The organism is Burkholderia orbicola (assembly GCF_900100915.1).
Taxonomy (GTDB): domain Bacteria; phylum Pseudomonadota; class Gammaproteobacteria; order Burkholderiales; family Burkholderiaceae; genus Burkholderia; species Burkholderia orbicola.
The window spans coordinates 908,073-922,359 of sequence record NZ_FNKW01000002.1 but is presented as its reverse complement, the minus strand read 5'-3'; the positions used below and the strand labels follow the sequence as shown (position 1 = coordinate 922,359).

Here is a 14,287-nt window from a genome sequence, read left to right as displayed (position 1 = left end):
AACGCGCTGTGCCCGTTATCGAATCCCGTTTCTTTATTTCGATTGAGGATGTGCCATGACTCCGTCTGATGTTAAAGCCACGCTATCGTTCAGCGACAACTCGCCGAGCGTCGAACTGCCGATCTACAAGGGCACGATGGGCCCGGACGTGATCGACATCCGCAAGCTGTACGGCCAGACCGGCAAGTTCACTTACGACCCGGGCTTCATGTCGACGGCAGCTTGTAATTCGGCGATCACGTACATCGACGGCGACAAGGGCGAACTGCTGTATCGCGGCTACCCGATCGACAACCTCGCGCAAAACGCGGACTTCCTCGAAAGCTGCTACCTGCTGCTGAAGGGCGAACTGCCGAACGCCGCACAGAAGAAGGAATTCGTCGACACCGTCACGAAGCACACGATGGTGCACGAGCAGATGCACTTCTTCTTCCGCGGCTTCCGTCGCGACGCGCACCCGATGGCGATCCTGGTCGCCGCAGTCGGCGCGCTGTCCGCGTTCTACCACGACTCGCTCGACATCAACGACCCGCGTCACCGCGAAGTGTCGGCGATCCGCATGATCGCGAAGCTGCCGACGCTCGTCGCGATGGCGTACAAGTACAGCATCGGCCAGCCGTTCGTGTATCCGAAGAACTCGCTGTCGTACAGCGCGAACTTCATGCACATGATGTTCTCGAACCCGTGCGAAGAGTACAAGGTCAACGACGTGCTCGTCCGCGCGCTCGACCGTATCCTGATCCTGCACGCCGATCACGAGCAGAACGCATCGACGTCGACGGTCCGCCTGGCCGGTTCGTCGGGCGCGAACCCGTTCGCGTGTATCGCGGCCGGTATCGCGTGTCTGTGGGGCCCGGCGCACGGTGGTGCGAACGAAGCCGCGCTGAACATGCTCGAGCAGATCGGTTCGCCGGACAACATCCCCGAATTCATCAAGCAGGTGAAGGACAAGAATTCGGGCGTGAAGCTGATGGGCTTCGGCCACCGCGTGTACAAGAACTACGATCCGCGTGCGAAGCTGATGCGCGAAACGTGCTACGAAGTGCTGAACGAACTGGGCCTGCACGACGACCCGCTGTTCAAGCTCGCGATGCAGCTCGAGAAGATCGCGCTGGAAGACGAATACTTCGTGTCGCGCAAGCTGTACCCGAACGTCGACTTCTACTCGGGTATCGTCCAGCGCGCGCTGGGCATCCCGACGTCGATGTTCACGTGTATCTTCGCGATGGCACGTACGGTCGGCTGGATCGCACAGTGGAACGAAATGATCGGCGATCCCGAGCAGAAGATCGGCCGTCCGCGCCAGCTGTTCATCGGCGATACGCCGCGCGAAGCGAAGCCGCTCAACGCACGTTAAATCGTGTGCGGCGCGAACGGCCGGCAGGCCGCTCGCGTCCGGCAATCGCCACGCCACGACACCCCGACGGGTCAGCCCGTCGGGGTGTTTTCATTTGTGCGGCCGACGTTGGCCCGATCCGGCGCGGTGCTCCAGCGACGGTGGCCGGGTGTCGAGCGCGGGCGCATCGCCGTCGGGTGCATGGCCATGCTGCTTGAAGAACTGCCGGTATGCGCCGGGCGTCGTGCCGCGCGCGGCGAGGAACTGGCGATTGAAGTTCGCGGTATTCGGAATGCCGCAGCGCGCGGCCACCGTCGCGATCGGCCAGTCGGTGCCGACGAGATGGCGGCACGCGTGCGCGAGCCGCAGCCGCTGCACGTAGCGGCCGACGCTTTCGCCGAGATGCCGGACGAACAGCCGTTGCAGTGTGCGTTCGGACAGGTGCGCGACAGCGGCGAGGGCGTCGATGCGCAGCGGTTCGTGGAAATGCCGGTCGATCGCGTCGAGCACGCGGTCGAGGCGTTCGGCTTCGGGGGCGCCCGGGTCGGCGGGCGACGGCGCGCCATCGGCCCGGTCGTACGCCTGCGCGGTGGCGAGCGGTTCGCCGCCTGTTTCCGCGAGATCGGCGAGCGTATCGAGCGTGGCCGCGAGCCGCACGCGCGGCGACGGATCGAGCAACCGCGGCAGCCGCGCGCGCATCGCGCGGGCCGTCTCCACGTCGAAGTGCAGGCCCGGCGCCGCACGCCGCAACAGCGAGCGCAGCGGCGCGTATTCGGGGCAGCAGTCGGCCAGCCGTCGCACCCAGTCTCCGTCGAACCAGACGACGAGCGCGACCTCGGGCGCGTCGCGATCGATGCGCGCGTTCGACGACCACGTATGCGGCAGGTTCGGCGGCACGAGCACGAGATCATCGTCCGCGTAACGCGCGACGTGGTCGCCGATGAAGCGCTGGCCGCGGCTGTTGAGCGTCAGCGTCAGCTCGTACTCGGGGTGGCGATGCCATTCGAACGGAATGCACGCGAGCTGGCGGTGATAGACGCGGATGGAGCAGCCGGACGCGAACGTCACGTGCTCGTATTGCGGTTTCATCGCGGCCTCCGTTGGGGCAGGCAGCGCGTCGTGGCATGATCGGGAGCGATCGTCACCACGGAGCGATGCCATGTTTTCACATGTTTGCGTGGGCGTCAGCGATACGACGCGCGCCTACGATTTCTACGCGCCGCTGTTCGCGGAGCTCGGGCTGCGCCTGAAATTCCGCGAGCCGGACGGCTGGTCGGGCTGGATGCCGGCAGACGCCGAGCGGCCGCTGTTCTTCTTCGGCAAGCCACTCGACGGCCATCCGCCGGAGCCGGGCAACGGCCACACGATCGCATTCGATGCGCCGACCCGCGCGCACGTCGATCGCTGCCACGCGCTCGCGCTGCGGCAGGGCGGCGCCTGCGAAGGGACGCCGGGCCTGCGACCGCACTATCACCGCGACTACTACGGCGCTTATTTTCGCGATCCGGACGGCAACAAGCTCTGCGTGGTCTGCCATCGTCCAGAGTGACGCATGATTGTCAGGATTGTATCGATCATTGGCTGGATAGTGGTGATGGTGATCACGTGCCGGCCCTACGCTGACAGCACATCACGACATGCTTCAGCGAGGAGACGACGATGCAACTGACGATTGACGATCTGCCCGCCGCGATTCGCGCGGCGAAACGGGCGCTGCGCGCCGACTTGCCTGGCTACGCGGCCACGTTCCGCGAACTGGAAGGCGACATCGCGCGACAGGTCGACGCGATCCGTCGCGCGCACGCGCACGGCCAGGACGTGATTCCGGTCGTGCCGTTCGCGGATATCGCGGATGGGCGGGTCGATCCGCACGCGATGGCCGCGATCCGCACGCATGGCGCGGTGGTGATTCGCGGCGTGTTCGATGCGCGGCAGGCGCGCGACTGGAACGACGAGATCGGCGCGTATCTGGATGCGAACCGTTTCACCGAGCGGCTGCATGCACGCGCGGAAGACCGCTATTTCGGCAATCTCGCGTCGGGCAAGCCGCAGATTTACGGGGTTTATTGGTCGAAGCCGCAGGTGGCCGCGCGCCAGTCGCCGGCGCTGACGCAGGCGCGGGTGTTCCTGAACCGTCTGTGGCGGCATGCGGACGGCGCGCGCACCCATTTCGATCCCGATCAGGTGCCCGCGTACGCGGACCGGATTCGCCGCCGGCCGCCCGGTTCGACGTCTCTCGGGCTGTCGCCGCATGTCGACGGCGGCTCCGTCGAGCGCTGGCTCGGCGCGAATTTTCGGCAGGTCTATCGTCACGTGCTGGCCGGCCGCTGGCGCGACTACGATCCGTTCGATGCGGCGTTCCGCCCCGACGTCGAGGAAATTCCGTCGCCGGCCGTGTGTTCGATGTTCCGCACGTTCCAGGGCTGGACCGCGCTGACGCCGCAAGGGCCCGGCGACGGCACGCTGCAGCTGATTCCGGTCGCCAACGCGATGGCCTATGTCGTGCTGCGCGCGCTGCAGGACGACGTCGCGGACGACGACCTGTGCGGCGCGCGTCCCGGCCGCGCGCTGTCGATCCGCCCGGAATGGCACGCACTGCTGCTCGACGCGCTCGTGCCGATCCCGCACATGGAGCCGGGCGACGCGGTGTTCTGGCACGGCGACGTCGTGCATGCGGTCGAGGATGCGCATCGCGGCAGCGGCGACAGCAACGTGATGTACATCGCGGCCGCGCCCGGCTGCGCGAAGAACGATGCGTACCTGCAACGCCAGCGTGCGGCGTTCCTGCGCGGCGACAGCCCGCCCGATTTCCCGGCCGATCATTTCGAGGTCGATTTCGACGGGCGCGCGCAGGCGGGCGAACTCACGGCGCTCGGCCGTGCGCAGATGGGGTTCGCGCCCGACGCGTAAAGCGTGAGGCGGGCGAAAACCGCCGTTCGCGAAAGGGCGGGCGGCCGGTCTGCCGAATCCGCTGCGTGACGCGCGCAATTCGACGCAATCGGCTGTCGGCGCCGCAGAAATCGACGCGAATTGCGCAATTTGGCTTCCGATAATGGTCCGGACACAACGCCGCCGGCCCGTGCGCCGCACGGGTGCGGCAGACCATGGAGGAGTCGATGCAATTCACGCAAGCGATCGTTCGCCGTCCCGCGCCGTCCTGCGGCGCGGGTCTGACCACCGCCGAACTCGGCGCGCCCGATTACGACAAGACACTCACGCAGTTCCACGCATACTGCGACGCGCTGCGCGCGCTCGGCGTCGAGCGGACCGAACTGCCGCGGCTGGATGCGTTTCCCGATTCGCACTTCGTCGAGGACGTCGCGGTCGTCACGCCCGAATTCGCGGTGATCACGCGCCCCGGCGCGCCTGCACGGCGCGGCGAGACCGTTCATATCGAAGCGGCGCTCGCCGCGCATCGCGACCTGTTGCCGATGCAGCAAGGCCGACTCGACGGCGGCGACGTGATGCAGGTCGGCAAGCGCTTCTTCATCGGCCTGACGAGCCGCACCGACGCGGAAGGCATCGCCGCGTTCGAGTCGCTGGTGTCGCGCCACGGCTATTCGGTCGTCGCGGTGCCGGTCGGCGCCGGCCTGCACCTGAAATCGGTCGTCAACGCGCTCGGCGACGACACGCTGCTCGTGACCGACTCACTGGCCGCGCATCCGGCGTTCGCCGACTATCGCCGGATCGCGATCTCGGCCGCCGACGAATACGCGGGCAACACGCTGCGCGTGAACGGCACGCTGATCACCCCGGCCGGTTACCCGCGCGTGCATGACGCGATCGCGTCGCTCGGGTTGCCGCTGCACGTGATCGACACGAGCGAATTCCGCAAGATGGACGGCGGCCTGACCTGCCTGTCGCTGCGGTTCTAGCCGATTGGCGCGCGGCCGCTTCGGCCGGATAATGTGGCCCCGCGCGGAACGGCAGACGTTGCGCGCACCAGCCACGACCCGACCGGAGCGAACGCGGATGACCGACAAGAAGATGCAGCTCGACAAGATCGATCTCCGGATCCTCGACATCCTGCGTACCGACGGGCGCATTTCCTACCGGAAGCTGTCGGAACTCGTGAACCTCACGCCGCGGCCGTGCCAGGCGCGCGTGGAGCGGCTCGAGGCGCTCGGCGTGATCGAAGGGTATCGCGCGGTGATCAAGGCGCCGCGCGCGACCAAGCCGATCGTCGTGATCGCGCAGATCGTGCTGGCCGACCACGGGCGTTCGCAGGCGCCGTTCGAAGAGGAAATGCGCGCGAATCCGGCCGTGCTCGACTGCTGGCTCGTCAGCGGCACGTTCGATTTTCTCGTGCGGCTCGCGTGCGAGGATCTCGACGAGTACCGGCGGATCGCGAACGTGTGGCTGGAAAGCCCGCGGTTCCGGATCGAGAAGATCGTGACGACGGCCGAACTGCAGGCGATCAAGCGCAGTGTCGTGTGATGCGACCGGCCCGGCAGGGCCGGTTTCGATGCGAATGACCGGAGCAATCGATTTGCATTCCAAATCAAATCGGCTGGCCGGATCACAATCAGGGTGAGCACTATGGATGCTATGCAAGCGGCAGCGGAGACGGCCGCGCCGTCCGGGACGACGCTGAAGCGCCGTCTGCAGGGCCGCCACATCGCGATGATCGCGATCGGCGGTTCGATCGGCACGGGGCTGTTCGTCGCGTCGGGCGCGTCGGTCGCGCAGGCGGGGCCGGGCGGGGCGATCGCCGCGTATCTCGCGATCGGGATCATGGTCTACTTCGTCGTCACGGGGCTCGGCGAGATGGCCGCGCTGATGCCGGTATCGGGCTCGTTCGCGATCTACGGCGAGAAGTACGTCGACGAAGGCTTCGGCGTCGCGTTGGGCTGGACCTACTGGTACAGCTGGGCGGTGACGATCGCGATCGAGCTGGTCGCCGCGCAGATCGTGATGCGCTACTGGTTTCCGTCGGTGCCGGGCGTGTGGTGGGGCGCGGGTTTCCTCGTGCTGATCTTCCTGCTCAATACGCTGTCGGTGCGCGGCTTCGGCGAATCGGAATACTGGTTCTCGCTGATCAAGGTCGTCACCGTGATCGCGTTCATCGCGGCCGGGCTGCTGATCGCGGCCGGTGTGCTGGGCGACGGGCATACCGGCAGCGGGCATACCGGCACCGGGCATCCGGTCGGCTGGCGCAACTTCACGATCGGCGACGCGCCGTTCGTCGGCGGCGTGCATGCGATGATGAGCGTCGCGCTGATCGCGGGCTTCTCGTTCCTCGGTACCGAGCTGGTCGGCATCACGGCCGGCGAATCGGAAAACCCGCGCAAGACGATTCCGCGTGCGGTGAAGCAGATCTTCTGGCGGATCATGCTGTTCTACGTGCTCGCGATCTTCGTGATCGGCCTGCTGGTGCCGTATACCGATCCGAACCTGCTGAAGAGCGACGTGACCGATGTCGGCGTGAGCCCGTTCACGCTGGTGTTCAGCCACGCGGGGTTCCCGCTCGCCGCCGGCGCGATGAATCTGGTGATCCTGACGGCCGTGTTGTCGGCCGGCAATTCCGGCACCTACGCGGCGACGCGGATGCTGTACAACCTCGCCTCGGAAGGGCGCGCGCCGGCGATGTTCGCGACGCTGTCGCCGGGCGGCGTGCCGCGCAATGCGCTGTACGCGACGATGGCCGTCGGCGGCCTGTGCTTCCTCACGTCGCTGACCAACAACCAGCGCATCTATCTGTGGCTGCTGAATACGGTCGGCATCACCGGCTTCATCGCGTGGCTCGGCATTGCGGTCTGCCATTACCGGTTCCGCAAGGGATTCCTGAAGCAGGGCTATCGGCTCGATCAGCTGCCGTATCGCGCGAAATGGTTTCCGTTCGGGCCGTTGTTCGCGATTGCGGTCTGCGTCGTCATTTCGCTCGGCCAGGATTACCAGGCTTTTTTCGCGGCGCGCATCGACTGGATGGAAGTGCTGTCGATCTATGTGTGGATTCCGCTGTTCGTCGCGATCTGGTGGGCGTATCGCCGCGCGCGCAAGAGCCGGCTCGTACGCTACGAGGAGATGGACATCGGGCCGTGGCTCACGCGCTCGGTCGAGGCCGTCGATGCGGCCGCCGCGCAGCACGGGCAGCCGCATTGATCCTGCGTGTAATCCACCGACGCGCGCACTTTCCGCGGTACGTGCCAGGCCGTTACTTGTCCAGCTCCGGATAGTGCCGGAAGATCCCCATGTCGTTGAACGGGATGCGGCGTTCCGACTCGAGGTAGCGCGCGACGGGCGGATGCTGCGCGACGCGATCGTGCAGCGCGACCAGCGTCGCGACCTTGCGCTCCGCGCGCTTCATCGCTTTCGGGAACGCGTAGCGCAGGCCCTCGATCAACTGGAACATCGTCAGGTCCGCATAGCTGAGCGCGCTGCCGGCGATATAGCCGCTCTTGTGGGGATTCTGTTCGAGCAGGCGATCGAAGTAGCCGAGGAATTTCGGCAGCCGGTTCTCGAGGAAATCGGCCGTGCGCTCGGCTGCTTCCGCTTGCTGGTCCTCGTAGTACAGGCCGCTGCCGATCGGATGGTGGGTGTCGTGGATCTCGGTGACGAAATCGGCGGCGGTCAGCTGGATCTGGTGCACCCACAGCCGGCCGGCTTCGTCGTCAGGCGCGAGCCCGAGCCGCGCGCCGAGAAACAGCAGGATGTTCGCGGTCTGCCCGACGACCACGTCGCCCGCCTTCAGGAACGGCGGCGCGAACGGCACGCATGCGGCCTTCGTGCTGTCCATCATGCGCATCATGGCCGACACGCCCATTCCGCGCCCCGATTCGCGCGCGACGTCGACGTAGTCGGCCTCGGCCGCCTCGAGCGCGAGCCGCACGTATTCGCCGCGGCCCTGGATCTCGGGCCAGTAATAGAGTTCGTATTGCATGCAAGTCTCCTGTCCGGTCGATGCGCCGGGATGCACGCATCGCGATGGCGGGGAGGGCGGCCGCGCGCCGCCCGTTGCGAATAGACAGTCTATGAGATCGAGTGCGAAATGCCAGTGGCGCCGCGTGTCATGGGCGGCGTTCGTCGTAGCCATTCGGCTGGTCTCCGGTGAATGGCGACCGGCGTCGTGTCGGGGCCACGCATCGTATGCCTGCTGACGGTTCGCATGGCTTGATTCGGGAATGATTATTTCCTATGATGCCGCATGGCTACAAAAATTGCAGCGAACGTTGGCAGGCCGCGAGAATTCGATATGGATGACGCGCTGGACGGCTTCGTCCGCGTCTTTCGCGAGCGTGGCTATCATGCGACTTCTATCGGCGACCTGTCCCGGGAGACGGGGCTCACCGCCGGCAGTCTTTACAAGGCCTTTGCCGACAAGAACGCCATATTCGTTGCCGCGTTGAACCGGTACATCGATCGGCGCGTAAGCGAGCTCAACGTGATCCTTGCCGATGAAAAAAACGGACGGGACAAGGTGCGAGCGCTCCTGCGCTTTTACGCGGACGTCTCGCATGGAGACGAGGGTCGAAAGGGCTGTCTGGTCGTCGCCGGCGCCATTGTTCTGAGTACGCTGGATAGCGAGATCGCCGGCATCGTCCACAAATCGATGCAGAGGATCGAGCGTCTCCTTCGCGATTTGATCAAGCAAGGGCAGGCCGATGGATCCGTCGATGCCGCGCTGAACGCGCAAGCCACGTCGAGCTGTCTGTTTGCCATGGTGCAGGGGCTTCGAGTGGTGGGGAAGCTCGGCCAGAGCCGGAGCGACATGTCGATGCTGGTTGACGAGGCAATGCGGCTGCTCGACTAAGGTTTCTGCGTTGCCCGACAGGTGACTCGATGTGAGGTAACGTGCGAAACGGCGCATGCACATATCCGGTTTCGCCGAATTAGGAAATGAGTATTTCCGAACAAAATGGCTCCCGCTATCCGGGGGGCATCATCCAGGACAGTCGATTCTGTAGAGAGGACGAACTTATGTACCAGCATCAATCAACTGCGGATGCGTCGCACCTCGAGGCCGCGCCCTATTTTCGGGAAGACCCGCGGCTCACCGGCTTTCGTCATCGGTTCGATACGGTAGACGGGGTGCGCCTTCATTTTGTCGAAGGAGGCCGCGCCGACGGCGAGACCATCGTCCTGCTCGCCGGGTTTCCGGAAAGCTGGTACGCGTGGCGGAGAGTCATGCCGCTTCTCGCGGACGAATTCAGGATCGTGGCGCCGGATCTTCCCGGACAAGGCGACTCGGACCGTCCACTCGTCGGTTACGACACGCAGACCGTCGCGGCAACGCTTGCGCGCCTGCTGGAGCGGCAAAATATCGCGCGCTTTTACCTGGCCGCTCACGACGTCGGGGCGTGGGTCGCCTATCCGTTTGCCGCGATGTATCCCGATTCAGTGAAGCGATTGGCGTTGCTCGACGCGGGGATACCCGGCATCACGCTGCCCGCCGCACTGCCGATCGAGCCCGGCAACGCATGGCGCACGTGGCACTTCGCATTTCATACTGTCGCCGACCTGCCGGAGACGCTGATTGCCGGCAAGGAGCGCGAGTATCTCGATTGGTTCTTGCGTCGCAAGGCGGCCAATCCCGAGTCGTTCTCCGACGCGGATGTCGACGAGTATCTCCGGGTGTTCACCCGGGACGGCGGGTTGCGAGCGGGGCTGGCCTTCTACCGGGCCGTGTCGGAGTCGTCCGCTCAGAACCGCAAGCTGCAGGCGCAGGGGAAGCTGAAGATGCCCGTGCTCGCCGTCAGTGCGGATCAGGGGTCCATACCCGACATGGCGGGGCCGCTCGAACATGTCGCGGAGGAGGTGACGGCTGCGACGATCGCGTATAGCGGGCATTTCATTCCCGAGGAACAACCGCAGGCGCTGGCGCGCGAGTTGCGCGATTTCTTCCGGTAGCACGCCGCCGCAAGTCGATTGCAATGCCCTGGGGCGGCCTGCGACGGTCGAGAAATCGCGCCGCGCAAGCCGCATGGGTGCGGCGCACGGCACGCATGCGTCGCACGCGTGGGCGCGTTTGGCCGGGTTGCGCATGGCTCGCGACAACCTGCGCCAAGTGCGTATCCCGACGGCGCGACTCGTCCGCGTCCGGCCGCCGCGCTTGCCGGGTAATGCTTATCCGGGTATCGCGTGTACCACCCAACTCACTGTTTTTATTCACTTTTTTCGTTATCGTGGTACTCCATGGGTCGATTTTGCGTGGCATAATCGACCACATCCGCAAGGCTTGTAGTCACAACGACCCCGCATACCCATGGCACAGACTCTCTACGACAAACTGTGGAACACCCACGTGGTCCACACCGAGGAAGACGGCACGACCCTGCTCTACATCGACCGTCAGCTGCTGCATGAAGTCACGAGCCCGCAGGCATTCGAAGGGCTGAAGATCGCGCAGCGTCCGGTGTGGCGCATCAGCGCGAACCTGGCCGTGTCGGACCACAACGTGCCGACGACGGACCGCAGCCACGGCATCGCCGATCCCGTCTCGAAGCTGCAGGTCGACACGCTCGACGCGAACTGCGACGCATTCGGCATCACCCAATTCAAGATGAACGACGTGCGCCAGGGCATCGTCCACATCATCGGGCCGGAGCAGGGCGCGACGCTGCCGGGCATGACGATCGTGTGCGGCGATTCGCATACGTCGACGCACGGCGCGTTCGGCGCGCTCGCGCACGGCATCGGCACGTCGGAAGTCGAGCACGTGCTCGCGACGCAGACCCTGCTGCAGAAGAAGAGCAAGAACATGCTCGTGAAGGTCGAGGGCGCACTGCCGCGCGGCTGTACCGCGAAGGACATCGTGCTCGCGATCATCGGCAAGATCGGCACCGCGGGCGGTACGGGCTACGCGATCGAATTCGGCGGCTCGACCATTCGCGCGCTGACGATGGAAGGCCGCATGACCGTCTGCAACATGGCGATCGAGGCCGGCGCGCGCGCAGGCATGGTCGCGGTGGACGACACGACGATCGACTACCTGAAGGGCCGTCCGTTCGTGCCGACCGGCGCGGAATGGGATCAGGCCGTCGAATACTGGCGGCAGTTCAAGTCGGACGACGGCGCGCAGTTCGACCGCGTGGTCGAGCTGAACGCGGCCGAGATCGTTCCGCAGGTCACGTGGGGCACGTCGCCGGAAATGGTCACGTCGATCGACGGTCGCGTGCCCGATCCCGAGCGCGAGAAGGATCCGGTCAAGCGCGACGCGATGGAGCGCGCGCTGGCATACATGGCGCTCGAGCCGAACACGCCGATCGAGTCGATCAAGGTCGACAAGATCTTCATCGGCTCGTGCACGAACGCACGGATCGAGGACATCCGCGCGGCCGCGTACGTCGTGAAGAAGCTGAACCGTCGCGTCGCGTCGAACGTGCGGCTCGCGATGGTCGTGCCAGGCTCGGGCCTCGTGAAGGCGCAGGCCGAGCGCGAAGGGCTCGACAAGGTGTTCACCGATGCAGGCTTCGAATGGCGCGAGCCGGGCTGCTCGATGTGCCTCGCGATGAACGCCGACCGGCTCGAGCCGGGCGAGCGCTGCGCGTCGACGTCGAACCGCAACTTCGAAGGCCGGCAGGGCGCGGGCGGTCGCACGCACCTCGTGAGCCCCGCGATGGCGGCGGCCGCGGCGATCGAAGGTCACTTCGTCGACATTCGCCAGCTGGGGTAACACGTGACGGCATCGAAGGTCATCGCGCGGCTGATTGCCGCGCTGGCGCTGGCGGGGCTGGGCTTCGGCCTCGCGGGCTGCAATACCGTCCGAGGCTTCGGGGAAGACGTCAATGCCGCCGGCAGCGCACTGAAGCGCGCCGCGGAGTGACGTTTCCCGCCGAGAATTTGTCGATGTGCGCCGGCTGAATGCCGGCCCTTCAACCGGATAGACGGATCATGGAAAAATTCACTGTACATACCGGCGTCGTGGCGCCGCTCGATCGCGAGAACGTCGACACCGACGCGATCATCCCGAAGCAGTTCCTGAAGTCGATCAAGCGCACGGGCTTTGGTCCCAACGCATTCGACGAGTGGCGCTATCTCGATCACGGCGAGCCGGGCCAGGACAACTCGAAGCGTCCGCTGAACCCGGACTTTGTGCTGAACCAGCCGCGCTACCAGGGCGCATCGGTGCTGCTGGCGCGCAAGAACTTCGGCTGCGGCAGCTCGCGCGAGCACGCGCCGTGGGCGCTGCAGCAGTACGGCTTCCGCGCGATCATCGCGCCGAGCTTCGCCGACATCTTCTTCAACAACTGCTACAAGAACGGTCTGCTGCCGATCGTGCTGACCGAGCAGCAGGTCGATCACCTGTTCAACGAGACGGTCGCGTTCAACGGCTTTCAACTGACGATCGACCTCGACGCGCAGGTCGTGCGCGCGGGCGACGGCCGCGAGTATCCGTTCGAGATCGCCGCGTTCCGCAAGTACTGCCTGCTGAACGGCTTCGACGACATCGGCCTCACGCTGCGCCACGCGGACAAGATCCGCCAGTTCGAAGCGGAGCGGCTCGTGAAGCAGCCGTGGCTCAACACCAAGCTGGTCGGCTGATCGCGCGTGGCGGGCGGGCGCGCCGTGCGTGCGCTCGCCGGCCTGCCTCCATAACAATCTACCCAGTCAGGAATTTCGCATGAAGATTGCAGTGCTGCCCGGCGACGGCATCGGTCCGGAAATCGTCAATGAAGCGGTGAAGGTGCTGAACGCACTCGACGAGAAGTTCGAACTCGAACAGGCGCCGGTCGGCGGCGCGGGCTACGAGGCGAGCGGCCATCCGCTGCCCGACGCGACGCTGGCGCTCGCGAAGCAGGCCGACGCGATCCTGTTCGGCGCGGTCGGCGACTGGAAGTACGACTCGCTGGAGCGCGCGCTGCGCCCCGAGCAGGCGATCCTCGGGCTGCGCAAGCACCTCGAGCTGTTCGCGAACTTCCGCCCGGCGATCTGCTATCCGCAGCTCGTCGATGCGTCGCCGTTGAAGCCGGAGCTCGTCGCGGGCCTCGACATCCTGATCGTGCGCGAACTGAACGGCGACATCTACTTCGGCCAGCCGCGCGGCGTGCGCGCGGCGCCGGACGGCCCGTTCGCCGGCGAGCGCGAAGGCTTCGACACGATGCGCTATTCGGAGCCGGAAGTGCGCCGGATCGCGCACGTCGCGTTCCAGGCCGCGCAAAAGCGCGCGAAGAAGCTGCTGTCGGTCGACAAGTCGAACGTGCTGGAAACGTCGCAGTTCTGGCGCGACATCATGATCGACGTGTCGAAGGAATACGCGGACGTCGAGCTGTCGCACATGTACGTCGACAACGCGGCGATGCAGCTCGCGAAGGCGCCGAAGCAGTTCGACGTGATCGTGACCGGCAACATGTTCGGCGACATCCTGTCGGATGAAGCGTCGATGCTGACGGGTTCGATCGGCATGCTGCCGTCGGCGTCGCTCGACAAGCACAACAAGGGGCTGTACGAGCCGTCGCACGGTTCGGCGCCGGACATCGCGGGCAAGGGCATCGCAAACCCGCTCGCGACGATCCTGTCGGCCGCGATGCTGTTGCGCTACTCGCTGAATCGCGCGGAGCAGGCCGATCGCATCGAGCGCGCGGTGAAAACGGTGCTCGAACAGGGTTATCGCACGGGCGACATCGCGACGCCGGGCTGCAAGCAGGTCGGCACGGCGGCGATGGGCGACGCGGTGGTCGCGGCGCTGTAAGCGGACGGAAGTGCAGTCCGGTAATTAAGATGAAAAGGGCGCGAACGGGCCGGAAAAATCGGCCGGTTCGCGCACCGTTGGCCGTTGTGCGGGCCAGCGGCTTTGTGTAGACTCGAACGATGGCGCTGATTTCCCTGATCTCCCCGGTCCTGAAACTCCACGGCAACACTGCCCGTGCGGGTGCGCGCGCCATCGTCATCACGAAAACCATTACCACGAAAACGATCATTAAACGCTGATCGCCGTCGTGCCCGCCTGTTTCCCCGCGCGGTCACGCGGGGACGGAAATGGCGGGGAAGCTCCATTCAAGCAAAGGGTTAGTC

At 65.6% G+C, this 14,287-nt stretch carries 15 protein-coding genes; 13 read left to right on the top strand and 2 right to left on the bottom strand.

Features of this window, described 5'->3' with window-relative positions; all coding sequences use genetic code 11:
• Nucleotides 1-55: 55 nt before the first annotated feature.
• Nucleotides 56-1,357, top strand: coding sequence for a citrate synthase (gltA, locus tag BLS50_RS21005; protein ID WP_011355741.1), 1,302 nt, complete (start codon nt 56-58; stop codon nt 1,355-1,357).
• A 90-nt stretch (nt 1,358-1,447) separates the two neighbouring features.
• Here gltA and BLS50_RS21000 read toward each other — a convergent pair whose 3' ends face one another.
• Nucleotides 1,448-2,425, bottom strand: coding sequence for a helix-turn-helix domain-containing protein (locus BLS50_RS21000; protein ID WP_074803870.1), 978 nt, complete (start codon nt 2,423-2,425; stop codon nt 1,448-1,450).
• Nucleotides 2,426-2,495: 70 nt separating this feature from the next.
• On the opposite strand from BLS50_RS21000, the gene BLS50_RS20995 reads away from it, so the two are divergent.
• The 5 genes from BLS50_RS20995 (at nt 2,496) to BLS50_RS20975 (ending at nt 7,438) form a co-directional block, all read left to right on the top strand.
• Complete coding sequence (locus tag BLS50_RS20995) at nt 2,496-2,885, top strand: VOC family protein (protein WP_074803868.1); 390 nt, start codon at nt 2,496-2,498, stop codon at nt 2,883-2,885.
• Between the two features lie 110 nt (nt 2,886-2,995).
• Nucleotides 2,996-4,246: a DUF1479 domain-containing protein gene (locus BLS50_RS20990; RefSeq protein ID WP_074803866.1), complete on the top strand. Its 1,251-nt coding sequence runs from the start codon at nt 2,996-2,998 to the stop codon at nt 4,244-4,246.
• 206 nt (nt 4,247-4,452) lie between these two features.
• Nucleotides 4,453-5,211, top strand: coding sequence for a dimethylarginine dimethylaminohydrolase family protein (locus BLS50_RS20985; protein ID WP_074806566.1), 759 nt, complete (start codon nt 4,453-4,455; stop codon nt 5,209-5,211).
• Nucleotides 5,212-5,308: 97 nt separating this feature from the next.
• Nucleotides 5,309-5,773: an Lrp/AsnC family transcriptional regulator gene (locus BLS50_RS20980; RefSeq protein WP_006487769.1), complete on the top strand. Its 465-nt coding sequence runs from the start codon at nt 5,309-5,311 to the stop codon at nt 5,771-5,773.
• 102 nt (nt 5,774-5,875) lie between these two features.
• The gene (locus tag BLS50_RS20975; RefSeq protein WP_074803864.1) at nt 5,876-7,438 is read left to right on the top strand and encodes an amino acid permease; all 1,563 of its coding nucleotides are present in this window, start codon (nt 5,876-5,878) and stop codon (nt 7,436-7,438) included.
• A gap of 52 nt (nt 7,439-7,490) precedes the next feature.
• Here the strand turns inward: BLS50_RS20975 and BLS50_RS20970 are convergent, their stop codons facing one another.
• Complete coding sequence (locus BLS50_RS20970; protein ID WP_074803862.1) at nt 7,491-8,216, bottom strand: glutathione S-transferase; 726 nt, start codon at nt 8,214-8,216, stop codon at nt 7,491-7,493.
• Between the two features lie 264 nt (nt 8,217-8,480).
• Between BLS50_RS20970 and BLS50_RS20965 the strand changes: the two genes are divergently transcribed.
• The 7 genes from BLS50_RS20965 (at nt 8,481) to BLS50_RS20935 (ending at nt 14,203) form a co-directional block, all read left to right on the top strand.
• The gene (locus BLS50_RS20965) at nt 8,481-9,086 is read left to right on the top strand and encodes a TetR/AcrR family transcriptional regulator (protein ID WP_080486904.1); all 606 of its coding nucleotides are present in this window, start codon (nt 8,481-8,483) and stop codon (nt 9,084-9,086) included.
• Nucleotides 9,087-9,253: 167 nt separating this feature from the next.
• Nucleotides 9,254-10,183: an alpha/beta fold hydrolase gene (locus BLS50_RS20960; protein ID WP_074803858.1), complete on the top strand. Its 930-nt coding sequence runs from the start codon at nt 9,254-9,256 to the stop codon at nt 10,181-10,183.
• Between the two features lie 355 nt (nt 10,184-10,538).
• Nucleotides 10,539-11,948, top strand: coding sequence for a 3-isopropylmalate dehydratase large subunit (gene leuC / locus BLS50_RS20955; RefSeq protein ID WP_053525645.1), 1,410 nt, complete (start codon nt 10,539-10,541; stop codon nt 11,946-11,948).
• Between the two features lie 3 nt (nt 11,949-11,951).
• Nucleotides 11,952-12,098, top strand: a complete 147-nt coding sequence (locus BLS50_RS20950) for an entericidin A/B family lipoprotein (RefSeq protein ID WP_074803855.1) — start codon at nt 11,952-11,954, stop codon at nt 12,096-12,098.
• A gap of 68 nt (nt 12,099-12,166) precedes the next feature.
• Nucleotides 12,167-12,817, top strand: coding sequence for a 3-isopropylmalate dehydratase small subunit (gene leuD, locus BLS50_RS20945; RefSeq protein WP_011548097.1), 651 nt, complete (start codon nt 12,167-12,169; stop codon nt 12,815-12,817).
• Nucleotides 12,818-12,896: 79 nt separating this feature from the next.
• Nucleotides 12,897-13,964, top strand: coding sequence for a 3-isopropylmalate dehydrogenase (gene leuB / locus BLS50_RS20940; protein WP_011548096.1), 1,068 nt, complete (start codon nt 12,897-12,899; stop codon nt 13,962-13,964).
• A gap of 119 nt (nt 13,965-14,083) precedes the next feature.
• Nucleotides 14,084-14,203 carry a hypothetical protein gene (locus BLS50_RS20935; RefSeq protein ID WP_006756675.1) on the top strand — a complete coding sequence of 40 codons (120 nt, stop codon included), beginning with the start codon at nt 14,084-14,086 and terminating at the stop codon, nt 14,201-14,203.
• Nucleotides 14,204-14,287: the final 84 nt, after the last annotated feature.